Annotated in this window: 13 protein-coding genes; 6 read left to right on the top strand and 7 right to left on the bottom strand. The window is 73.2% G+C overall.

Annotation, left to right across the window (positions count from 1 at the left end; all coding sequences use genetic code 11):
- Positions 1 to 46 precede the first annotated feature (46 nt).
- The 3 genes from ACFY4B_RS27930 to ACFY4B_RS27920 are packed head-to-tail and all read right to left on the bottom strand — an operon-like array spanning position 47 to position 3,075.
- Positions 47 to 1,288, bottom strand: a complete 1,242-nt coding sequence (locus ACFY4B_RS27930; protein ID WP_387972444.1) for an MFS transporter — start codon at positions 1,286 to 1,288, stop codon at positions 47 to 49.
- A gap of 50 nt (positions 1,289 to 1,338) precedes the next feature.
- Complete coding sequence (locus ACFY4B_RS27925) at positions 1,339 to 2,397, bottom strand: HEAT repeat domain-containing protein (RefSeq protein ID WP_387972441.1); 1,059 nt, start codon at positions 2,395 to 2,397, stop codon at positions 1,339 to 1,341.
- Positions 2,398 to 2,400: 3 nt separating this feature from the next.
- Positions 2,401 to 3,075 carry a HEAT repeat domain-containing protein gene (locus tag ACFY4B_RS27920; protein WP_049656759.1) on the bottom strand — a complete coding sequence of 225 codons (675 nt, stop codon included), beginning with the start codon at positions 3,073 to 3,075 and terminating at the stop codon, positions 2,401 to 2,403.
- A gap of 297 nt (positions 3,076 to 3,372) precedes the next feature.
- Here ACFY4B_RS27920 and ACFY4B_RS27915 point away from each other — a divergent pair, with 297 nt between their 5' ends.
- Positions 3,373 to 3,804 carry a hypothetical protein gene (locus ACFY4B_RS27915; protein ID WP_049656746.1) on the top strand — a complete coding sequence of 144 codons (432 nt, stop codon included), beginning with the start codon at positions 3,373 to 3,375 and terminating at the stop codon, positions 3,802 to 3,804.
- A 52-nt stretch (positions 3,805 to 3,856) separates the two neighbouring features.
- Here ACFY4B_RS27915 and ACFY4B_RS27910 read toward each other — a convergent pair whose 3' ends face one another.
- The 4 genes from ACFY4B_RS27910 to ACFY4B_RS27895 form a co-directional block, all read right to left on the bottom strand.
- Positions 3,857 to 5,260, bottom strand: a complete 1,404-nt coding sequence (locus tag ACFY4B_RS27910) for a DJ-1/PfpI family protein (RefSeq protein WP_387972438.1) — start codon at positions 5,258 to 5,260, stop codon at positions 3,857 to 3,859.
- A 145-nt stretch (positions 5,261 to 5,405) separates the two neighbouring features.
- Entirely contained in the window at positions 5,406 to 6,386 is a 981-nt protein-coding gene (locus tag ACFY4B_RS27905; RefSeq protein WP_387972435.1) for a GlxA family transcriptional regulator, read from the bottom strand.
- Between the two features lie 120 nt (positions 6,387 to 6,506).
- Entirely contained in the window at positions 6,507 to 7,058 is a 552-nt protein-coding gene (locus ACFY4B_RS27900) for a YciI family protein (protein WP_387972432.1), read from the bottom strand.
- Between the two features lie 163 nt (positions 7,059 to 7,221).
- On the bottom strand, positions 7,222 to 15,582 hold the full coding sequence (locus ACFY4B_RS27895) for a hypothetical protein (protein ID WP_387972429.1): 8,361 nt from the start codon (positions 15,580 to 15,582) through the stop codon (positions 7,222 to 7,224).
- A 568-nt stretch (positions 15,583 to 16,150) separates the two neighbouring features.
- Between ACFY4B_RS27895 and ACFY4B_RS27890 the strand changes: the two genes are divergently transcribed.
- The 5 genes from ACFY4B_RS27890 (at position 16,151) to ACFY4B_RS27870 (ending at position 21,814) form a co-directional block, all read left to right on the top strand.
- Positions 16,151 to 17,443 (top strand): helix-turn-helix domain-containing protein, encoded by a 1,293-nt coding sequence (locus tag ACFY4B_RS27890; protein WP_387972426.1) that lies wholly within the window; start codon positions 16,151 to 16,153, stop codon positions 17,441 to 17,443.
- Positions 17,444 to 17,598: 155 nt separating this feature from the next.
- Positions 17,599 to 18,051, top strand: a complete 453-nt coding sequence (locus ACFY4B_RS27885; protein ID WP_049658201.1) for a cobalamin B12-binding domain-containing protein — start codon at positions 17,599 to 17,601, stop codon at positions 18,049 to 18,051.
- Between the two features lie 41 nt (positions 18,052 to 18,092).
- Positions 18,093 to 19,439: a methylaspartate mutase gene (locus ACFY4B_RS27880; RefSeq protein ID WP_387972423.1), complete on the top strand. Its 1,347-nt coding sequence runs from the start codon at positions 18,093 to 18,095 to the stop codon at positions 19,437 to 19,439.
- Positions 19,440 to 19,562: 123 nt separating this feature from the next.
- On the top strand, positions 19,563 to 20,555 hold the full coding sequence (locus tag ACFY4B_RS27875) for an asparagine synthetase A (protein ID WP_074006450.1): 993 nt from the start codon (positions 19,563 to 19,565) through the stop codon (positions 20,553 to 20,555).
- The gene (locus tag ACFY4B_RS27870) at positions 20,552 to 21,814 is read left to right on the top strand and encodes a glutamate synthase-related protein (RefSeq protein ID WP_387972420.1); all 1,263 of its coding nucleotides are present in this window, start codon (positions 20,552 to 20,554) and stop codon (positions 21,812 to 21,814) included. Before ACFY4B_RS27875 ends, ACFY4B_RS27870 begins: the two co-directional genes overlap by 4 nt.
- Positions 21,815 to 21,863 lie beyond the last annotated feature (49 nt).

Below are 21,863 nucleotides of genomic sequence, written 5' to 3'. Positions count from 1 at the left end.
CGCCCGGCCCGCGCGTCCGGGGCGTCCGGGGCGTCCGGGGCGTCGGCTACGGGGCCTCGGCTTCCTCCCGCAGCCCACGGACCGAGGGCCCGTGCGGTTGCGGCCGGGACCGCCAGGGCGTGCGGAGGCGGTGGGCCAGGGCGCTGGCCGCCACGCAGAGGGCCAGCGCGGTCCAGAGCAGCGGGGGGTTCTGCAGGCCCAGGCCGATGACCGCCGGTCCGACCGCGTAGGACACCGTCCAGGTCAGCTGGAACAGGGACATGTACGGTCCCTCGTCGCCCTTGGGCGCCATGGCGACCGCCGTCGCGGCCGCGGTGGGCTTCGAGGCCAGTTCGGCCAGCGCCAGCACCACCGCCACGAGGACGGCGAGCGGGCCCTGGAGGGCGTGCGGGGCGGTGGAGACCGTCGCGGTGAGGGCGATGGCGCCGGCCGCCGCGCCGATCGACAGGCCCAGGACCCGCGAGCGGCTCCAGCCGGACAGCAGCCGGCTGATCCGCATCTGCAGGGTGGTGGCGGTGGCGTAGCGCACGGCGACCACGACGGTCGGCCAGTAGGCGGCCTGGTGGAGGCCCTCCACCAGGTAGAGGGGGAAGGCGACGGTCGGGATCAGCCAGGCCGCCGAGAGCAGCGTCTGGGACGCGACCAGGGACAGGAACGGCCGGTCGCCGAGCGCCGCCCGGGTGTTCGACCTCGCCGCCCGGAGCCCGGGCCGCTCGGCGGCCGGCACGGTCACCCCCAGCAGGAGGGCGGCCGCGAGGAGGGAGCTCGCGCTGTTCAGGGCGAGCGCGACCTCCAGGCCGTGCCCGCCGGCGAGCGCCATCAGGGCGGTCGCCCCCAGGGTGCCGACGCCCAGGGAGGTCGTCTTGAGCACGGTGACCGCGGAGAACCACTCGGTGAGCTCCTCCGGCTTCGCGAACCGCGCGACCAGGGTGGGCCAGGCGGCGCCGTAGAGGCGGTCGGAGGCCGTCACGAGGAAGGTGGCGGCCGCCACGGTGACCAGGTTCCCGGCCGCGAAGAACAGCCCGTACCCGAGCGCGGTCAGGACGTTGCTGACGACCAGGCAGGACTTGGGCCCCACCGCCTGGACGGCCCGTCCGCAGAGCGGCACGACGGCGAAGGACGCGAGCGACCCGACCGTCACGGCGGTGCCCGCGGCGGCCGCCGGGAAGTGCCGGACGGTGACGAAGAACAGCAGCGACAGCGGCAGGAAGACGCCGGAGCCGAACGTGTCGATCGCCACCGAGAGGAACAGCCGCCGCTGCCGACGGAACCGCCCGGCCCCTGTCATGCCACCCCCACCTCGAACCCGCCCCCGACCGTCCCCCGACCGCCGCGCGGCTACCGCGTGTCGCGCAGCTTGAGAATGTACGTCGCGGTCAGCGCGACCGCACGGTCCTCGTCCCGCGCGAGTGCTTCGAGGGCGCGGGACGCCGTACCGCCCGGGACGTCCGCGAGCGCCTGGGTCAGCCGCCGGCGCGCGTCCGGGCCGACGGCCTCCTGGGCGAGGCGGTCGACCAGCCCGGCGGCGATCCGGTCCGCCAGCGCGGGGCCGCTCGCCGACGTGGCGCCGTCCGCCGGCGCGGGATCGTCCACCGGAGCGGAGCCGTTCGCCAGCGCGCCCAGCGCGTCCGCCGCGTCGGCGTCGTTCGTCGCCCCGACGATCATGTCGATGAGCGTCGGGACCGCGTCGGCCACGCCGCGGGCCCCGAGCGCCAGGGCCGCGTACCTGCGGACCACGGCGTCCGGGTGCCCGAGGGCGTCCCGCAGCAGTGCGGTCGCCGTCCCGTCCGGCAGCTCGGCGAGGCACCGGACGGCCCGTTCGCGCACCTCGGCCGCCGGCGAGTCCAGCCCCTCCGCGAGCAGGGCCGTCCCGTCCCCGCCCGACTGCGCCAGCGCCCACCGGAGCGCCCCGGCGACGATCGGGTCCGACTCGCCCAGCACGGCCTCGACCAGCGCCTCCACCGGCACCGCCGCGTCCTCGCCCGCGGACAGCGCGGCGCGCTGCCGCGCCCCCGGGCTCTTCGACTCCAGGGCCTGGAGCAGCGCGACGACCCGGAGGACCTCCTCCCACCCGGCGGGCTCCGCGGCGTCGATCCGCCGCAGCCGGGTGAGCAGCTCCGTCTCCGCCGCGATGCGCTCGCGGGTCCGGAGGATGAGGTCCTCGACGAGCTCCGCGGGCGCGAAGCCGGGATCGTCCAGGGCCCGTCCGACGTCGCGCAGCGACAGGCCCAGCGACCGCAGGCTCTCGATGTGGAAGATCCGCCGGATGTCCTCGTCCGCGTACCGGCGGTAACCGGAGCCGGTGCGCCCTGTCGGACGCACCAGCCCGAGCGACTCGTAGTGCCTGAGCATGCGGGCGCTGACCCCCGACCGTCGGGCGACGTCGCCGATCAACACTGCCTACCGTCCCTCCTGGCGGCCCTCGCCGAAGACCGCCGTGCGCTTCGCCTCCTCGACGGCGAGCTCGAACCCGGCGTCCGGGTCGTGCCACAGCCGTTCGGTGGCGAGCGCGTGCGCGCGCACCCCGGGGTCGGGGTCCGTCGTCGCGGCGCCCAGCGTCGGCAGCACCGCCTCCCCGAGCGCGACCAGCGCCCGGCTGAGGCTCAGCCGCGTCTCGCGTCCGCCGCGCCCGAGCTGAGCCGCCAACACTACGGCCAGCGCGGGCACCCCGTCCTCGGGTACGAGCACGACCGCGGCCCGCCAGGCGCTGCGGGCCACCTCCTCGTCGGCGTCGGCCAGCAGCGCCGGCGTGATCGCCGGCCACGCCCGCCGGTCCCCGATCTTGGACAGCGTGTGCAGGGCCTGGCTCCGGGCCTGCGCCCGCTCCGCGCGGACCTCGCCGAGCAGCAGCGGCACGGTCACCGCCGCCTCGTGCCGGGTGAGCGCCCAGGTGAGCATCTCGCGCACGGAGAACTCGGGCTCGACCGCGCACCGCCCGACGAGCGGGCGGACGAACCCCGCGTCCGGGTTCGTGCCGACGGCCAGCGCCGCCCGCAGGCGCACCGACGGGTCGTCGTGCTCCAGCCCGCGGAGCGCCGCCCGCATCGTGTCCCTGTCCTCTTCCGGCCTGGTCATCAGGACCACCTCCTGGGCCTCAGTGAAGGGCTTGTCACGGTGTCAAGGTCAAGCGGATTCCGTGTGTGGTGCCCGCGACGGCCCGGGCGAGGGCGGGGCGGCGGCCGGGGCAGCGGTCGGGCGGGCCGGTCGTCCGACGGCGGGATGGAGGGTCCGGTCTTACGGTGAATGTGGGGCTCTGCCGGTGCGGGTGCCCCGCTCCGGGTCGTCCGGAGCCCCTCCACCCGGCTGCTCGTCCCTCCGTCCCCGTCCCCGTCCCCCGTCCGCGAGGCGACCGCGATCGAAGGAGACCGTGTCATGGCCAGCAGTACGTCCGGAGTCGGCCCCACCGCCCGGGGCCGCGAGCAGTACCCCTACGCGTCAGGGTGGACCATCTTCGCCGGGGTCATGCTGATCACCGCCGGCCTCATGGCGATCTTCCAGGGCAGCGCCGCCATCACCCACGACAGCCTGCTCGTCGTCACCCGCAGCTACGTGTACGCGATGAACACCGAGGGCTGGGGATGGATCCACCTCATCCTCGGCGTCTTCGTCGTCGTGGCGGGTGTCGCGGTCTTCAGCGGCGCCGCCTGGGCCCGCATCGTCGGTCTGGTCGTGGCAGGGCTGGGGATGATCGCCAACTTCCTCTGGCTGCCCTACTACCCCCTGTGGGCCATCGTCCTGATCGCGATCGACGCCCTCGTCATCTGGGCCCTGTGCGTCGGAACGATCAAGACGGATCCGATCTGACGGACGGCACGGCCGCCGCTCCACGGGCCGCCCCGGCCCCGGCGGGTCCCCCTCAGCGGCCCGGTGCGGCGCGGCGCCGCCGTCGAACCGTGTGCCGGACCGCCGTCGGTGCCAGCCCCACCCCCACGCTCACGGCGACCGCCGCCGCGGCCAGCAGAGTGGACCGCCAGGGCCAGGACGCGCCGGTCAGCTCCAGATGGGCCGAGGGGTACTCGGAGAACTTCGCGGTGGTCAGTGCCGTCCGGCGGTCGCCGTGCTCGGCGAGGTCCCGCAGGACCGGATCGAAGCCGAACTCCCCGGACCGCCGCCCTCCGCCGGGCAGTTCGGCGGCGAGCCCGTTGCGCAGGGCCCAGTCGCCCAGCGCACCGTCGAGGCCGGAGGCGTCCCTGACGCCGGGCACCACGAAGCGGTCCGCCCCGTGGGCGCCTCCCGTCGTGGGCCGGGTGACGAGGACCAGGCCGTGGCGGGTGGTGACGGTGTCCCCGGCGCCGATCACCAGCGTCCGGGTGGCGAAGGAGACCCCGCCGTACCCCTCGAAGGCGGCGGCCGCGTCGATCTCCTCGACGCCGTCGACCAGGCCGATGGCCGTGGTGGGGCGCAGCCACGGGAACGCGGCGTTGAGGGCGTACGGGAGGTCGCCGAGGGCGAGGTGGTTGGCCGGTATCGCGGTCGGCCCGTCCGGAGTCCAGCCGGGGTAGGCCAGGCCGGTGCCGATACGGGCCGACTCCGCCTCGCCGGCCAGCTCCCCGACCAGCCGCAGCGCGCCCACGGTGCCGGAGGTGACGCCCGCGGTGGTGGTCACCCGCCCGTCCTCGACGTAGCGCCGCCCGCGCTGCCAGTCGACCTTCGGGTAACCGCGCTCCAGGGAGCCGATGTTGGACCAGAACGACGTGGCCTCGCGGCCGTCGAGCAGACCGGAGGCGGCCAGCAGCTCGGAGCCCGCGCACACCCCGAGGATCCGGGCGCCCTTGCGGTGGCGTTCGACGATCCACTGGCGCAGGCGCTCCTCGCCCGCGCCGGCGGGGTCGGTCACGGCGGGCACGACTACCACGTCGGGTTCCGGCAGAGTGCCGTCCGCCACCTCGGCCAGCGTGTGGTCGGGCAGCAGATGGGCACCGCCGGACAGCGGGGAGACACGGCGTTCGGCGGCCACCGTGTAGACGAACATCGTCGGCGACTCGGCGAACACCTGGTAGGGCGCGAGGACGTCGGTGGCCACGGAGCCCTCGTTGCTGACCGCGACCGCCACGGTGATCCTGCCCTCCGGCACCGGCCGGGCGGTCGGCCACCCCCGGGCACCGGATCCGCGGGGCGCGGCGGCGAAGCTGTCCGCCATCGACGCGCTCACCCCCGCGAAGGCGATCCCCGCGAAGGACGCGGCCGCCAGACCCGTGCCCAGCAGCACCCGGCCGGTACGGCGCAGCACCCGGTGCCCCCTGCGGGGCCCGGAACTCATCGCGAACAAGACATACCTTGACAATCCGGGCACGTTCCGGCAGCACGGTGCCGTCGGCCCTCGTGGAAACGGGAAAGGGGGAAATCGGAGGAGATCGGGGGAAACCGGTCGCAGAAGAGGCTCTGCGCCGAGGAGGCCGGGCCCGTCAGGCGGTCGGCCGCAGTGGCGCCCGCAGCAGCGAGGGCGGGGCCCCGAAGGCGTCGGCGACCACCCGGCGCAGCTGCCGGGCGTCACGGAACCCGCACCGCAGCGCGACCGCCTCCACCGTCAGGTCGGTACCGGACAGCAGGGCGCGGGCCCGCTCAAGCCGCAGTTGCCGCTGGTAGGCGAACGGGGTGAGGCCGGCGGCCGCGGTGAAGGCCCGCGTCAGACCGCGTGGGGACAGCCCGGCGATGCCGGCGAGTTCACGCAGGGTGAAGGCGGCGTCCAGGTGCTGCGCCAGATGGTCCTGCACCCGGTGCACCGCGGGCTGGACGTGGTCGCGGTGCCGCAGGAACGGACTGATCTGTGCCGCGTCCCCGTCCCGTCGCAGGTACAGCACCAGCTCACGCGCGACCCGCCCGGCCAGCTCCGGGCCGCGCTCCCGCTCGACCAGGGACAACGCGAGATCGATCCCCGACGAGATGCCCGCACTGGTGCTGATCCGCCCGTCGTGCACGTAGAGCGCGGCCTCACGCACCCGGGCCCGCGGGTACCGGTCGCGCATCGCCGAGGTGAGCGACCAGTGGGTCGTGCACGCCCTGCCGTCCAGCAGCCCCGCCTCCCCCAGGACGACCGCACCGCTGCACACGGACGCCACCCGGGCACCCGCGTCGTAGGCCTCACACACCCAGCGCACGACGGCGGGTGCCACCAGCCGGTCGGATCCGGTCAGCCGGGGGCCCGGCACGAGCACCAGGTCACCGGCTGCCGCCCGGCTCGTGTCCAGCGGCGCCAGCCCCGCCAGCCGCAGGCCCTGGGCGGACCGCAGAGCGTCCGCCTCGGCGACGTACTCCAGCCGGTAACCGCCGCCGAGCTGCGCCGCGGCGTCGAACACCTGCACAGGACCGCCGAGGTCCAGCAGATTCACCTCGGGCAGCACCAGGACCAGCACCCGCCCGGTACACCCGTCCGTCTCCTCGCTCACCCCGCCACGGTAGGCCGCGAGGAACCGCCCGCACGAGGTCTCCTAGGGGCGGACGGCGGACGGATCTGGCACTGGCCGCGGCGGACGCAGGCCCGGCGCACCGGCCTCAGGACCGGCCGGTCAGGACGGCCGCCCGCCGAACTGCCAGTCGTGCACCTCGATGTCGGCGTACCGCTCCCGGGTCAGGACGGCGCCCGCCACATCCCGGTCCGGCGCCCGGAGCAGCGCGGCCGTACCCAGCCAGGCGGTGCCGTCGTCGGACAGCAGCGGACCGTAGGCGATCAGCCCGTCCCGGCCGGCCGGCACGGCGAGGTCGACGGCCGGCCCCGAGCCGAGGCCGAGCACCAGGTACCGGTTGCCGCCGGTCCGGCCGCCGGGGAAGTCCCACATGGTGCGCCCCAGCGTGTTGCTCCACCGCCGCAGCAGCACGTCCCGGTAGACGCCCGCCTGGTAACCCGGCTCGGCGAAGGCGAACGCCCGGGCCGCGGCGGCATCGGGCAGGTCGATGATGTGCACGCTGCCGGTGGGGGCGTCGCGGTCCTCGGTGAGGGTCGGGCCCCGGGCGATCAACTCCTCCGCGTACCCGTCCATGTACGACCAGTGCTGTTCCAGCAGTTCGCGGCGCAACGTCCCGGAGCCGGGCCGGTCGCGGTGGTAGCAGAAGAACTCCATGCCCGTAGGGTCCCCTGAAGGAGGCGGCCAGGTCCAGGGCCCGCGTCGACGGCGGATTCCGACCGGATGCCTCCGTGACGGCCGCACAAGGGCGGTGGCCCGGGAGGACTTCCTCCCGGGCCACCGCCCTCGGCCCGTCAGGACCGGTCCGGCCTTGTCGGGCTCACTCGCTCACCCCGCCCACCCGGCGCCTGCGCGCCCGGACCAGGAGGGCCAGCACCGAACCGAGACCGGCCAGCGCCGCACCGGTCGCGGCGTAGAGCCGGACCGACGAGCCGGTGTCCGGCAGCGGCCCACCCTCGTGGTGCTGCTGGTGCCCGCCCTGCGGGTGCTCGCCGGGACCGGTGCTGCCGTGCTCCGGCCCCTGGCCGTTGCCGTTCCCGTTGCCGTTGCCGTTGCCGTTGCCGTGGCCACTGCCGTTCCCATTGCCGTTCTCATGGCCGGGCTTGTGCTCGTGGCACTCCTCCTTCTCGCACGGCGGCGTGCACCGGGCGAGCGCGGAGGACGGCGGAGTGGTCACCGGCTCGGTCCCGGGCGGCGAGTTCGGCGGCACGTAGGAGGCGGTGACCGTGTTGACGGTGTCCTCACTGATCAGGCTGGAGCAGTAGAACTTCTTCGTCTGCCCCGCGGCCAGATCGAACGTCCCGGCCGCCACCGTGCAGGACACCTCCTGGCGGTCGTTCAGCGTGATCCCGGTCAGGTCCACCGTGCCGGTGTTGGTCACCGTGATCTGCCAGAACGCCTGGCACTTGTCCGGCGCACACGGCTCCTCGGACGCCCCACCCTTGTGCAGCGTCACCTCCTTGCCCCACGGCCCGGCGCCGCCCTCACCGCAGTCGCCGGACTTGTCCGACTGGCAGACCTCCTTGTCGACGCTCAGCGACGGAACGCTGGTGCCGCTCACATCCACGCGCGCCTCGGACGGCGGTGTGGTGATCGGGGTGCCGCCGGGGCCCGGGAAGGAGGCGGTGACGGTGTTGGTCGTCAACTTGGTGACGCCTGGCAGGTTGCAGAAGACCTGCTTGGACGCACCTGCCGCGAGGTCGAATGTCCCCGCAGTTGTCACGCAGGCCGGCGTGACCGTGTCGGTGAGGGTGATGCCGGTCAGGTTGACCGTGCCGTTGTTGGTGACGGTGATGCGCCAGTAGGCGGTGCTGTTCGGCGCGATGGTGGTGGTTTTGGCCCAGGGGCCGGGTCCGCCGTCACCGCAGTCGGCGGCGTTTGCGGAGGTGCAGACCTCCTTGTTGATGGCCAAGGACGGGACGTCGGCACTGGCCTCGGACGGGGGTGTGGTGATCGGGGTGCCGCCGGGGCCAGGGAAGGACGCTGTCACCGTGTTCGTCGTCAACTTGGTGACGCCCGGCAGGTTGCAGAAGACCTGCTTGGAGGCACCTGCCGCCAGATCGAATGTCCCCGCAGCCGTGACACAAGCCGGCGTCACGGAGTCGGCGAGGGTGATGCCGGTCAGGTTCACCGTGCCGTTGTTGGTGACGGTGATGCGCCAGTAGGCGGTGCTGTTCGGCGCGATGGTGGTGGTTTTGGCCCAGGGGCCGGGTCCGCCGTCACCGCAGTCGGCGGCGTTGGCCGAGGTGCAGACCTCCTTGTTGATCGCCAAGGACGGAACGTCAACGCTCGCCTCGGAGGGCGGCGTGGTGATCGGGGTGCCACCAGGGCCAGGGAAGGACGCTGTCACCGTGTTCGTCGTCAACTTGGTGACGCCCGGCAGATTGCAGAACACCTGCTTGGAGGCACCTGCCGCGAGGTCGAACGATCCGGCAGCCGTGACACAAGCCGGCGTCACGGAGTCGGCGAGGGTGATGCCGGTGATGTTGACGGGGCCGTTGTTGGTCACCGTGATGCGCCAGTAGGCGGTGCCGTTCGGGGTGACGGTGGTGGTCTTGGTCCACGGTCCCGCGCCGCCGTCACCGCAGTCGGCGGCGTTGGTCGAGGTGCAGACCTCCTTGTTGATGACCAGGGACGGAACGTCGACGCTCGCCTCGGAGGGCGGAGTGGTGATCGGGGTGCCACCAGGGCCGGGGAAGGACGCCGTCACCGTGTTCGTCGTTGACTGGGAGACGCTCGTCAGGTTGCAGAACACCTGATGGGAAGCGCCCGCCGCCAGGTCGAAGGTGCCAGCAGCTGTGACGCACGACGGTGTGACCGTGTCGGTGAGGGTGATGCCGGTCAGGTTCACCGTGCCGTTGTTGGTGACGGTGATCCGCCAGTAAGCGGTGCCGTTCGGCGCGACAGTGGTCGTCTTGGCCCACGGTCCCGCGCCGCCCTCACCGCAGTCAGCGGCGTTCGCGGAGGTGCAGACCTCCTTGTTGATCGTCAGCGACGGAACGTCGACGCTCGCTTCGGAGGGCGGTGTGGTGATCGGGGTGCCACCGGGCCCTGGGAAGGAGGCCGTCACCGTGTTCGTCGTTGACTGGGAGACGCTCGTCAGGTTGCAGAACACCTGATGGGAAGCGCCCGCCGCCAGGTCGAAGGTGCCAGCAGCTGTGACGCACGACGGTGTGACCGTGTCGGTGAGGGTGATGCCGGTCAGGTTCACCGTGCCGTTGTTGGTGACGGTGATCCGCCAGTAAGCGGTGCCGTTCGGCGCGACAGTGGTCGTCTTGGCCCACGGTCCCGCGCCGCCCTCACCGCAGTCAGCGGCGTTCGCGGAGGTGCAGACCTCCTTGTTGATCGTCAGCGACGGAACGTCGACGCTCGCTTCGGAGGGCGGTGTGGTGATCGGGGTGCCACCGGGCCCTGGGAAGGAGGCCGTCACCGTGTTCGTCGTCAGCTTGGTGATGTCTGGCAGGTTGCAGAACACCTGATGGGACGCGCCTGCGGCGAGGTCAAAGGAGCCGGCGGCCGTCTCGCACGAGGGCGTGACCGTGTCGGTGAGGGTGATGCCGGTCAGGTTGACCGTGCCGTTGTTGGTGACGGTGATCCGCCAGTAGGCGGTGCCGTTCGGGGCGACGGTGGTGGTCTTCGCCCAGGGGCCGGCGCCGCCGTCACCGCAGTCGGCCGGGTTGGTGCTGGTGCAGACCTCCTTGTTGATCGTCAACGAGGGGACGTCGACGCTCGCCTCGGAGGGCGGTGTGGTGATCGGTGTGCCGCCGGGGCCGGGGAAGGAGGCCGTGACGGTGTTGGTGGTGGATTGTGTGACGTCCGGCAGGTTGCAGAACACCTGATGGGACGCGCCCGCCGCCAGGTCGAACATGCCAGCAGCTGTGACGCAGGCCGGTGTGACGGAGTCGGTGAGGGTGATGCCGGTCAGGTTGACCGTGCCGTTGTTGGTGACGGTGATGCGCCAGTACGCGGTGCCGTTCGGCGCGACCGTGGTGGTCTTGGCCCACGGGCCTGCGCCTCCGGTGCCGCAGTCGGCGGCGTTGGCGGAGGTGCAGACCTCCTTGTTGATGGCCAGGGACGGGACGTCGACGCTCGCTTCGGAGGGCGGTGTGGTGATGGGTGTGCCGCCGGGTCCCGGGAAGGAGGCGGTGACGGTGTTGGTGGTGGATTGGGTGACGCCTGGGAGGTTGCAGAAGACCTGTGTGGAGGCGCCTGCGGCGAGGTCAAAGGTGCCGGCGGCTGTGACGCAGGCCGGTGTGATGGCGTCGGCGAGGGTGATGCCGGTGATGTTGACCGTGCCGGTGTTGGTGACGGTGATGCGCCAGTAGGCGGTGCTGTTCGGGGCGATGGTGGTGGTCTTGGCCCACGGGCCTGCGCCTCCGGTGCCGCAGTCGGCCGGGTTGGTCGAGGTGCAGACCTCCTTGTTGATGGCCAGGGACGGAACGTCGGCACTGGCCTCGGAAGGGGGTGTGGTGATGGGTGTTCCGCCGGGGCCGGGGAAGGACGCCGTGACGGTGTTGGTGGTGGATTGCGTGACGCTCGTCAGGTTGCAGAACACCTGATGGGAGGCGCCTGCGGCGAGGTCGAAGGTGCTGGCGGCTGTGACGCACGACGGCGTGACGGTGTCGGCGAGGGTGATGCCGGTGATGTTGACGGGCCCGTTGTTGGTGACGGTGATCCGCCAGTACGCGGTGCCGTTCGGGGCGACGGTGGTGGTCTTGGCCCAGGGGCCTGCGCCGCCCTCGCCGCAGTCGGCGGCGTTCGCGGAGGTGCAGACCTCCTTGTTGATGGTTAGCGACGGGACGTCGACGCTCGCTTCGGAGGGCGGTGTGGTGATCGGGGTGCCACCGGGACCGGGGAAGGAGGCCGTGACGGTGTTGGTGGTGGATTGCGTGACGCCGGTCAGGTTGCAGAACACCTGATGGGACGCGCCTGCGGCGAGGTCGAAGGTGCCGGCGGCCGTCTCGCACGACGGTGTGATGGCGTCGGTGAGGGTGATGCCGGTGATGTTGACGGGGCCGTTGTTGGTCACCGTGACGCGCCAGTAGGCGGTGCCGTTCGGCGCGACGGTGGTGGTCTTCGCCCAGGGGCCGGCGCCGCCGTCACCGCAGTCGGCCGGGTTGGTGCTGGTGCAGACCTCCTTGTTGATGGCCAGGGAGGGGACGTCGGCACTGGCTTCGGAGGGCGGTGTGGTGATGGGTGTTCCGCCGGGACCGGGGAAGGAGGCGGTGACGGTGTTGGTGGTGGATTGGGTGACGCCGGTCAGGTTGCAGAAGACCTGTGTGGAGGCGCCTGCGGCGAGGTCGAACGTCCCCGCGGCCGTCACGCACGAGGGCGTCACTGAGTCGGTGAGGGTGATGCCGGTGATGTTGACCGGGCCGTTGTTGGTGACCGTGATGCGCCAGTACGCGGTGCCGTTCGGCGCGACCGTGGTGGTCTTGGCCCACGGGCCTGCGCCTCCGGTGCCGCAGTCGGCGGCGTTGGCGGAGGTGCAGACCTCCTTGTTGATGGCCAGGGACGGGACGTCGACGCTCGCTTCGGAGGGCGGTGTGGTGATGGGTGTGCCGCCGGGTCCCGGGAAGGAGGCGGTGACGGTGTTGGTGGTGGATTGGGTGACGCCTGGGAGGTTGCAGAAGACCTGTGTGGAGGCGCCTGCGGCGAGGTCAAAGGTGCCGGCGGCTGTGACGCAGGCCGGTGTGATGGCGTCGGCGAGGGTGATGCCGGTGATGTTGACCGTGCCGGTGTTGGTGACGGTGATGCGCCAGTAGGCGGTGCTGTTCGGGGCGATGGTGGTGGTCTTGGCCCACGGGCCTGCGCCTCCGGTGCCGCAGTCGGCCGGGTTGGTCGAGGTGCAGACCTCCTTGTTGATGGCCAGGGACGGGACGTCGACGCTCGCCTCGGACGGCGGCGTGGTGATCGGGGTGCCGCCAGGGCCGGGGAAGGAGGCCGTGACCGTGTTGGTGGTGGATTGGGTGACGCCCGGCAGGTTGCAGAAGACCTGTGTGGAGGCGCCTGCGGCGAGGTCAAAGGTGCCGGCGGCTGCGACGCAGGCCGGTGTGATGGCGTCGGCGAGGGTGATGCCGGTGATGTTGACCGGGCCGTTGTTGGTGACCGTGATCCGCCAGTACGCGGTGCCGTTCGGGGCGACGGTGGTGGTCTTGGCCCATGGTCCCGCGCCGCCGGCGCCGCAGTCGGCGGCGTTCGCGGAGGTGCAGACCTCCTTGTTGATGGCCAGCGACGGGACGTCGACGCTCGCCTCGGACGGGGGCGTGGTGATCGGGGTGCCACCAGGCCCCGGGAACGAGGCCGTCACCGTGTTCGTCGTCGACTGGGTGACGCCCGGCAGGTTGCAGAACACCTGCTGGGACGCGCCCGCCGCCAGGTCGAACGTCCCCGCGGCCGTCACGCACGAGGGCGTCACGGTGTCGTTCAGCGTGATGCCGGTGACGTTGACCGTGCCGGTGTTGGTGACGGTGATCCGCCAGTATGCCGTCCCGTTCGGGGCGACGGTGGTGGTCTTGGCCCACGGCCCCGCGCCGCCCTCACCGCAGTCGGCGGCGTTGGCCGAGGTGCAGACCTCCTTGTTGATGGCCAGCGACGGGACGACGGCGCTCGCCTCCGACGGCCCTGTCCTGACCGGTGTGCCGCCGGGGCCGGGGAAGGAGGCGGTCACCGTGTTCGTCGTCGACTGGGTGACGCCCGGCAGGTTGCAGAAGATCTGATGGGAGGCGCCGGCTGCCAGGTCGAACGTCCCGGCGGCTGTCACGCAGGACGGTGTGACGGTGTCGTCCAGGGTGATGCCGGTGATGTTGACCAGGCCGGTGTTGGTCGCGGTGATCCGCCAGTAGGCCGTCCCGCCGGGGGCGAGGGTGGTGGTTTTGGCCCATGGCCCGGGGCCGCCGGGCCCGCAGTCGGCGGCGTTGGTGGAGGTGCAGACCTCCTTGAGGATCTCCAGCTTCGGCGCGCACTCGGCGCCGGGGGTGACCTGGAGGGTGACGGTGTTGGAGGTGACGGGCGGCTGGCCGTTGGTGACGGCGGAGGCCTGGTTGGAGACGGCGGTGACGGAGCAGTCGGTGGAGACCGTGGTCTCGAAGCAGATCTGCGGCGCGTCGCCGACGAAGGTCACCTGCATCTGCGGGTGGTTGCCGGGGGTGAAGGACGACCCGTTGACGAGGGTGAGGTTGGCGATCACCTGGATCGGTGAGTCGCTGGTCGGGACGGATGAGATGTCCGCCGTCTCGGTGGTGGGGTTGAACGGGAAGGTGCCGATGGTGGTGCCGTCGGAGGCCAGGACGGTCACCGAGGACTGGGTGAAGTCGACGGTGGTGGGGTCGAGGCCGAGGAGGCTGACCGTGCCGTACGACCTCACGTGCCCGGTGGCCCCGTCGCAGTAGTACGCGGAGGGGTTGAGGCTGCCCTGGGCCTTGGTCTTCAGGCAGGGGGAGGCGCCGGTGATCGGGTCGATGGAGAACAGGTAGCCGGTGTCGCCGAGGCTGTACTTGCACTGGCCGTCGTAGGCGAAGCCGTACGGCCTGGTGTCGCCGCCGTTGACGTTGGGCGGGCCGTTGACGACGCCGTTGGTGCCGTACTGGGCGCAGGGGGCCTGGGTGTTCCAGTCGTAGCAGAACTCGGAGCTGTTGGAGGTGGGGGAGATGCTGAGGTAGATCCAGAACGGGAACTCGGTTTCGAGGTGTCCGTTGGGGGCGGTGATGGTCAGCGGCACCTGGAAGTTGGATTCGCCGGGGGCGACGTTGGTGCTGAGGAGGGTCTGCAGGCCGGGGGGCGCGGCGACGGGGTTGCCGGCGAAGTCGAAGCAGACGACGGTGCCGACCGGCGGGGTGACGGCCAGTTCGACGCCGCCGACCGCCGTGCAGACGCCGGTGACGGTGCCGGCCGTGTCGTACATCTCGAAGACGTTGTCGGCGCGGGCGGCTTCGGTGCCGGTCGGGGTGACGACGGTCTTGGGGGTGGCCCAGCCGGTGCACGCGGCGTTCGTCGACGGGTCGAAGCAGGACATCACCGTGGGCAGCGGGGCCAGTTGGTTGTCGGTGACGTAGATCTTGCCGTTGATGACCCGCATGATGCCGGCGTAGTCGCCGCTGAAGGCGACCTGGCCCTCGTTGGGCGGCAGGCCGATGGTGAAGGTGCCGCAGGAGGAGTTGCCGACGGGGTCGTAGCAGAGGATCTCGCCGGTGCCGGAAACCGCGTAGATCAGCTGGTTGGGTGCCTGGACGACGCCTCCGATGACCAGGCCGGTGCCGGTCTGGAGCGGGGTGAGGCCGCAGCTGGTCTGGGCCTGGAGGTCGATGCAGCCGACGCCGATGAGTGCCTGGGTGACGCGGCTGATCGCGGCGTAGTACAGCCGGGAGCCGATCTGCACGTAGGTCGGGGTGCGGGTGCTGCCGATGTCGCCGGTGGTCGTGTCGGCGGCGGAGGAGTTCAGCGCCTGGGGCCAGGTGGCGGGGGCTCCGGTCGGGGTCGGGCAGGGGCCGTTGGTGAGCAGGTCGGTGCAGACCACGCTGGCCGTGTTGGAGAAGCCGTGGTGGTAGATGTTCCAGATCTCGGGGGTGGGGACGCCGTTGATGGTGGCGGTGTAGCGGATGGGGGTGAAGCCGTCGCCGCCGGTGGCGGTGTTGATCGGGGTGAACGGCGGCGGGATCTGGACCACTTGGCCGGTCGCCGGGGAGGAGAGCGTCGGGTTGGTGGCCTGGACGACGTTGGTGGCGGCGCCCTGGTCGGTGCCGGAGAAGGTCGTGCCGCCGTCGGTGGACCACTGCTTGGTGAAGCCGGGGGGCACCTGCAGCGAGCCGGGGACGTAGGACTGGGTCTGCGGTGTGCTGCCCGGGCCGCCCTGGATGGCGTCGGTGACGGTGGTGCTGACCGGTGCGCCGTCGGGGTTGGTCGCGGAGACGACCCAGCGGACGGTGTCGCCCTGGGCGGCCTGGGTGGTGCTGCCGGTGGTGGTGTCGGTGCCGGTCTTCGCCAGGGTCACGGGCTGCTGGCGGACGTCGTGGCGGCCGTTCCGCTGGTCGGCGGGGGCGGTCGTCGTGCCGGTGGCGGGGGTGCGGGGGTCACGGCTGGGCGCGTGTGCCACGGCGGGGGCGGCGAAGGAGCCGGAGGCCGTCGCGAACGCGAGGAGGAGGGTGAGCACGGCCCCGACGAGGCGGTCGCGGAGCGTGTCCATCCCGGGTCGGCCTCCGTGTCGGCGGCCGCGTCGACTTCGCTCGTGTCCGCTGGTGGCTGGACAGCGCCTCATGACGATTCCCTTCGGTCGAGCGGTCCGGTGTCACGCGGTGGGCTGCACAGCGGTGGGTTGGACGGCGGTGAGCTGGACGGCGCGGGGTGGATGGCGGTGGTGACGGGCACGGGGACCGTGGAGCGGATGCGGGGTGTTGTTGACCCAATACGGACAGTGACCGTACGGGCGTAGTATGCGTGCCGAAAATCCGATAAACGGCATTAACGTGTCCGGGCGGCGCCACGGTTCACCCGGATGCGTCGGGGAGGCCGCCCAGGTGGCGGGCGGGCTGTGAGGCCCGGGTGAAGGTCGTGGGTAGGGCCGGTGATCGGCCGTTGATCGGGCGTAGACGGCGAGCCTGGAGCATCGGGACCCGGAGGGAACCGGTCCGGAGGCCACAGCCTGATCGCCGGGTCCCGTACGGCCGGACCACGGGCCGTACGGGCGCCCGTGGCTGACGCCGCCACCGGTCCCGACGCCAGGAGGAGTCCGGACCACGAAGGGCAGACGAGGCATGGACGGCGGGCTGTCGGTGCAAGCGGTGAGAACGGCGGCGGGTTTCGGCGAGCTGCTGCGGCTACGGCGCGAGCGGATCGGGCTGACCCAGCAGTGCCTGGCGGATCACGCGACCCTGAGCGTGCGGGCGATCCGGGACATGGAGAGCGGCCGGGTGCGACGGCCTCGCAACGAGACCGTCCGGCTGCTGGCGGACGCGCTGCGGCTGGAGGGCCGCAGCCGGACGGACTTCGAGGAGGCCGCCCGCTGGCAGCAGGCCGCGGACGAGCCGGGGGACGAGCCGGCCGCCCCGCCGGTGGCGCGCGGGGCGATCGTCGGCCGGGAGGCGGAGGCCGAGGTGCTGGCCGACGCCTTCGCCGTGCACGGGGACCGGCTGGTCTCGCTGGTCGGCCTCGGCGGGGTGGGCAAGACCCGGCTCGCCCTGGAGGTGGCCCGCCGGCTGCACCTGGCCGTCCGCTGGTCGGTGCGCTGGGTGGACTGCGGCGGCGGCCCGCACCCGTGGCGCGGGCGGCTGGACGACCTCGTCCGGGACATCGGCGAGCGGCCCGCCCTGCTGGTGCTGGACGGCGCCGACGGCGGGGTGGACGCCGGACAGCTGGACGGGCTGTTCCGCCACTGCCCGGGGCTGCGGGTGCTGATCACCGCCCGGGAGGCCCGGCCGCTGCCCGGCGGCCAGGTCATCCCGCTCGCGCCGCTGCCCGTACCGGACCCCGAACTCGACGCCGAGCCCGAGGCGTTGGCGCAGGTCGGGGCCGTCCGGCTGCTGCTCTCGCACCTGTGCCGGCTGCGACCCGGCTACACCCTGGAGCGCTCCGAGGCACCCGCCGTCGCGGAGCTGTGCCGCCGACTGGACGGCCTGCCGGGCGCGTTGGAGCGGGCGGCGGGCTGGGCGCTGGTGCGGTCCACCGCCCAGCTGGTGGCCGGGCTGGCGGCCGTCCCGTTCACGCTGGCGGCGCCGCCGGTGGTGTTCGGCGCGCGCGGTGACCTGCGGGACGACCTGGAGCCGGCGATCCTCTGCCTGACGGACCGTCAGCGCGCCCTGCTGGAGGTGCTGGTGGACGAGCCCGGGGACTGGTCGGGGGAGGACGCGGTGGTCCGCAGCGGCTGGACGCTGCAGACCTGCCTGGCCACGGTGCACGAGCTGCTGTCGCGGGGGCTGATCCGCAGCGTGCCCGCCCGGGACGGCGTGCGCTTCACCGTGCTCAACCTGTGCCGCCGGCTGGTCCGGGAGGAGTCCGGGCTGCGGCTCGCGCCGGCCGGGGACGTCCCGCTGCTGGCGGCCGCGGGCTGACCGATTCTGCCGCCGGCTGACCCATTCTGCCGCTTAATGCCGCCGGAGCTGCCGCTTGCCGGGCCCGATCGTTCCTAGCGTTCTCCGTGGGGCCGGGCCGCCGCGCAGAACGCGACGGAACGCCATCGAGGATCACTACCGGTGAGGGCGGAGTCGTGGAGCACGGGAATGCCGAACAGAACGGTCCGGGCGGTCTGGACGTCGTCGTGACGACGACGGCCTCGGACTCGCACACCTGGAACCTGGTGTACCTCCAGTTCCTGCTGGAGGAGATGGGCCACCGGGTGACGAACCTGGGCGCGTGCGTCCCGGACGCGCTGCTGCTCTCCGAATGCCGCCGGGCCGAACCGGACCTGATCGTGATCAGCAGCGTCAACGGGCACGGCCACCAGGAGGGCCTGCGGGTGATCGAGGCCCTCCGCGCCTGCCCGGAGCTGCGGAGCACCCCGACCGTCATCGGCGGCAAGCTCGGCATCGCCGGGGCCGACGACCCGGACCGCGAACGCGCGCTGCTCGCGGCCGGGTTCGACGCGGTCTTCGAGGACGGCGCCGCGGTGGCCGGGTTCCGCGCCTTCGTCGGCGGACTGCGCTCCGGGGTGCTGCTGTGACGGCTCCCGCCGGGGCCGGTCCCGCCGGGTTCGGTCCCGCGGTGGCCGGTCCTGAACGGGCGGGCCCCGCCGGGACGGGCTTCGGCGCGTTCGTGGCGCAGGCCGCCGAGGCGGGCGCGCTGGTGGTCCAGCCCCGGATGGGCATGGCGGAGGCGGCCCCGATGCGGGCGGGCCTGCTCGCCACCCGGGGCGCGGCCGCCGTCACCGTCGGCACCATCACCCTGGACAGCTACACCCGCACCGGCGACCTCGCGGCCGCCCAACGCGCCCTGGCCGCCGGGGCGGGCCTCAACGGCTACCCGATCGCCACCCACCCCGTCGAGGTCACCCGGGCGGTGCTGCGCGGGGTGGCGGACGCGGGCTTCCCGGTGCAGGTCCGGCACGGCTCGGCCGCACCGGAGCGGATCGTCGAGGCGCTGCTGGCGGCCGGCCTGGACGCCACCGAGGGCGGACCGGTCTCCTACTGCCTGCCGTACGGCCGCACCCCGCTCCACGAGGCGGTGGCCCGTTGGCGTCGCGGCTGCGAACTGCTGGCCTCCGTCCGGGAGTTCGGCGCCGAGCCGCACCTGGAGACGTTCGGCGGCTGCCTGATGGGCCAGCTCTGCCCGCCCTCGCTGCTGATCGCCGTCAGTGTGCTGGAGGCGCTGTTCTTCCGCCGGCACGGGCTGCGCAGCATCTCGCTCAGCTACGCCCAGCAGGCCGACGCCCGCCAGGACGAGGAGGCGCTGGCCGCGCTCGGCCGGATCGCGGGGGAACTGCTCACCGACGTCGACTGGCACCTGGTGGTGTACGCGTACATGGGCGTGTACCCGCGCTCGCCCGGCGGTGCGCGGCTGCTGCTGGAGGACGCGGCGCGGCTCGCGGTGCGCGGCGGCGCGGCCCGGCTGATCGTCAAGACCACGGCCGAGGCGCACCGCATCCCGACCGTCGCCGAGAACGTCCGGGCGCTGGAGGCCGCCGCCGCGGCCGCCACGGCGGAGCGGGCCCGGCCCCCGGCGTCCGACCGCCGTCCCGCCGTGCCGCCGGACACCGGGATCGAGGCCGAGGCCAGGGCGCTGATCGGCGCGGTGCTCGACCTGGACGCCGACGTCGGGCGGGCCCTGGTACGGGCGTTCGCGGCCGGCTACCTGGACGTGCCGTACTGCCTGCACCCCGACAACGCCGGGCGCACGCGCAGCTCGCTGGGCCCGGACGGGCGGCTGTACTGGTCCTCGGTCGGCTCGATGCCGATCGCCGGGCTGGGCGAGCGCGGCCGCGCGCCGATCCCCGGCTCGGCCGGGCTGCTCGCCGCCCTCTCCCACGTCCAGCGGAGCTACGACGGCCGGGCCCGGTACGCCGCCGCCTCCGCGTCCGCGTCCGCCGCCCGGGGCCTGCCCGTCGCGCGCTGAGCCGCCGCCCCGCCGAGCCGCCCGCGCTCCAGCCGTCCCGCCCGGCCGGCGCTCCACCACCGACGACCGCCCGCGCCCCCCCGACGGCGGACCACGGCCCCCCGAGAGAAGAGGACTCCGACCATGCCCGACGCCACCCCCCTGCCCCCGACCGATCCGGGCCGGCACCTGACCGACCCGACCACCCGCAGCGCGCTGCGGATCCAGCAGCACCTGCTGTCCGCCGCCCGCGAGTTCCTGCGCGGCCGGGGCTTCACCGAGCTGCTGCCGCCGATCATCGGCCCGGTCACCGATCCCGGCGCGCGCGGCTCCAAGCAGGTGGACATCGACTTCTACGGCCACCGCTACAAGCTGATGACCAGCGCGATCCTGTACAAGCAGGCCTCGCTGCTCGCCTTCGACAAGATCTTCTGCATCGCTCCGAACGTCCGTCTGGAGCCGCTGGAGACCGCCGGGACGAGCCGGCACCTGGCCGAGTTCCACCAGCTGGACGTGGAGGCGGCTGGCGCGAGCCGGGACGACGCCGTCCGGCTGGCCGAGGAGCTGGTGGTGCACATCGTCGGCAGCACGGTGCGCGAGCTGCCCAAGGAGTTCGCCGAACTCGGCCGGGACCCGCAGGCGTTCGCCGACCTGCTGAAGGGCTCCTTCGGCCGCGTCCGGCACGCCGAGGCGGTCGCCGAACTGCGCGGGATCGGGCACCCGCAGAGCCTGGACGCCGAACTCGACTGGGAGGGCGAGGCGTTGCTGTCGGCCCGGCGCGACCGGCCGTTCTTCGTCACCGACTACCCGAAGGGCTCGCGCGGCTTCTACGACCGCGAGCACCCGCAGGACCCGGGCCTGCTGCGGAACTTCGACCTGCTCGCGCCCGAGGGCTACGGCGAGCTGTGCAGCGGCAGCCAGCGCACCAACGACTACGCGGAGATCGTCACCCGGATGCGGGAGACCGGCGAGAACCCGCAGAAGTACCGCTGGTACCTGGACCTGGTGCGCGAGGGCGTGCCGGCCAGCGCGGGCTTCGGCATCGGCGTCGAGCGGCTCACCCGGTACGTCGCCGGGCTGGACGCCGTCTGGCAGGCCAGCGCGTTCCCCAAGGTCGCCGGGGTGGTGTCGCCATGAGCGACCTGACCGCACCGGGGTTCCCGGAGGAGGAGGTCCGGCGGCGGGCCCGGGCCGGGGCGGCCGCCGTGTTCCCGCCCGCCGAGGAGTACGGGCGGGTGCTGTTCGGCGCCGGCGCGGCCGAGGAGGCACAGCCGTCCGACGCCCTCGACGCCCTGCGGATCGTCCCGCCGCTGTTCCTGCCGCAGCGGCTCGCCAAGCTGATCGACCTGGGCCGCGAGCCCGACTACCGGGACGTCGAACTCGCCACCGCCATCGGCGGGTTCACCTCCGCGCTGCCGGTGTACGTCTCCGCGACCGGCTCCACCCGGGCGGCCGGCGGCGACCTCGGACTGGCCCTCAGCCGGCAGGCCGGGGCGCTCGGGATCCCGATGGTGATCGGCGAGAACGTGGTGCCGGTCAACGGCTACGGCCGGCTCGGCGAGGCCGCCGACCGCACCCTGCTCGGCCGGCTGCGCGCCTACGGCGAGGAACTCCCGGACGGGCTCGGCGGCGTGGCCGTCCAGCAGAGCACCGAGGACGCCGACGCCGAGGTGTGGAACCTCGTCCACAGCGACCCTGCCGCCCTGCCGCTGCTTGAATCCGGGCGGCTGGCCTTCGAGTTGAAGGTCGGCCAGGGCGCCAAACCGGGCCTGGGCGGGATGACCGTGCTGGACGCGGAGGCCGCCGCCGCGCTCGGCGACCGCTTCGGGCTCGACCCGCTGTTCGGCGACGGGCGGGTGCTGCGCGCCGCCACCCCGGGCACCTTCACCGCGGAGATCCTGCGCCAGCAGATCCGGCTGATGCGCAACAACTACCCGCGGGTGCGGATCTGGGTGAAGCTCTACCCCGGCCGGGACGTGGCCGAGGCCGCCCGGGTGGCGCACGAGGCCGGGGCGGACGCCGTCGTGGTGGACGGCGCGGAGGGCGGCACCGGCTGGGCGCCGGGGGTGTTCCTGCCGCACGTCGGCCTGCCGCTCGCGGAGTGCCTGCGCAGGCTGGCGGTCGTGCCGCCCCCCTCCCTGCTGGTCTCCGGGCGGATCTGGGAGGGCGCCCGGGCGGTCAAGAGCCTGGCGCTGGGGGCCCGCGCGGTGGGCCTCGGGCGGGCGGCGCTGCTCGCCGTCGCGGAGGACCGGGAATCCGGGCTCCGCCGTTTCGCGGAATGCCTGGCGCTGGAACTCCGGCTGCTGATCAGCGCGCTCGGGAAGTACTCCCCGGAGGCCCTGGAAGAGGCGGACGTCTGGTCCCCCGGGAGTTCCGGAATCCCCCTCGGCCGGTAGCCCTGGCCTGCTCGGGAAGCGGCAGAAGGAAACTGCCGACTTCCTTCCG

Source organism: Kitasatospora sp. NPDC001261, from assembly GCF_042896795.1.
In the GTDB taxonomy this organism is placed as follows: Bacteria; Actinomycetota; Actinomycetes; order Streptomycetales; family Streptomycetaceae; genus Kitasatospora.
Note: the sequence above shows the minus strand (reverse complement) of the source record. Positions and strands in the feature narration are given on the sequence as shown.

What these genes read in the sequence shown, in the direction of transcription:
- ACFY4B_RS27870 (WP_387972420.1), top strand. Translation starts at nt 20,552, where the DNA reads ATGAGCGACCTGACCGCACCGGGGTTCCCGGAGGAGGAGGTCCGGCGG.
- ACFY4B_RS27875 (WP_074006450.1), top strand. Translation starts at nt 19,563, where the DNA reads ATGCCCGACGCCACCCCCCTGCCCCCGACCGATCCGGGCCGGCACCTG.
- ACFY4B_RS27920 (WP_049656759.1), bottom strand. Translation starts at nt 3,075, where the DNA reads ATGACCAGGCCGGAAGAGGACAGGGACACGATGCGGGCGGCGCTCCGC.
- ACFY4B_RS27915 (WP_049656746.1), top strand. Translation starts at nt 3,373, where the DNA reads ATGGCCAGCAGTACGTCCGGAGTCGGCCCCACCGCCCGGGGCCGCGAG.
- ACFY4B_RS27930 (WP_387972444.1), bottom strand. Translation starts at nt 1,288, where the DNA reads ATGACAGGGGCCGGGCGGTTCCGTCGGCAGCGGCGGCTGTTCCTCTCG.
- ACFY4B_RS27900 (WP_387972432.1), bottom strand. Translation starts at nt 7,058, where the DNA reads ATGGAGTTCTTCTGCTACCACCGCGACCGGCCCGGCTCCGGGACGTTG.
- ACFY4B_RS27895 (WP_387972429.1), bottom strand. Translation starts at nt 15,582, where the DNA reads ATGGACACGCTCCGCGACCGCCTCGTCGGGGCCGTGCTCACCCTCCTC.
- ACFY4B_RS27890 (WP_387972426.1), top strand. Translation starts at nt 16,151, where the DNA reads ATGGACGGCGGGCTGTCGGTGCAAGCGGTGAGAACGGCGGCGGGTTTC.
- ACFY4B_RS27910 (WP_387972438.1), bottom strand. Translation starts at nt 5,260, where the DNA reads ATGAGTTCCGGGCCCCGCAGGGGGCACCGGGTGCTGCGCCGTACCGGC.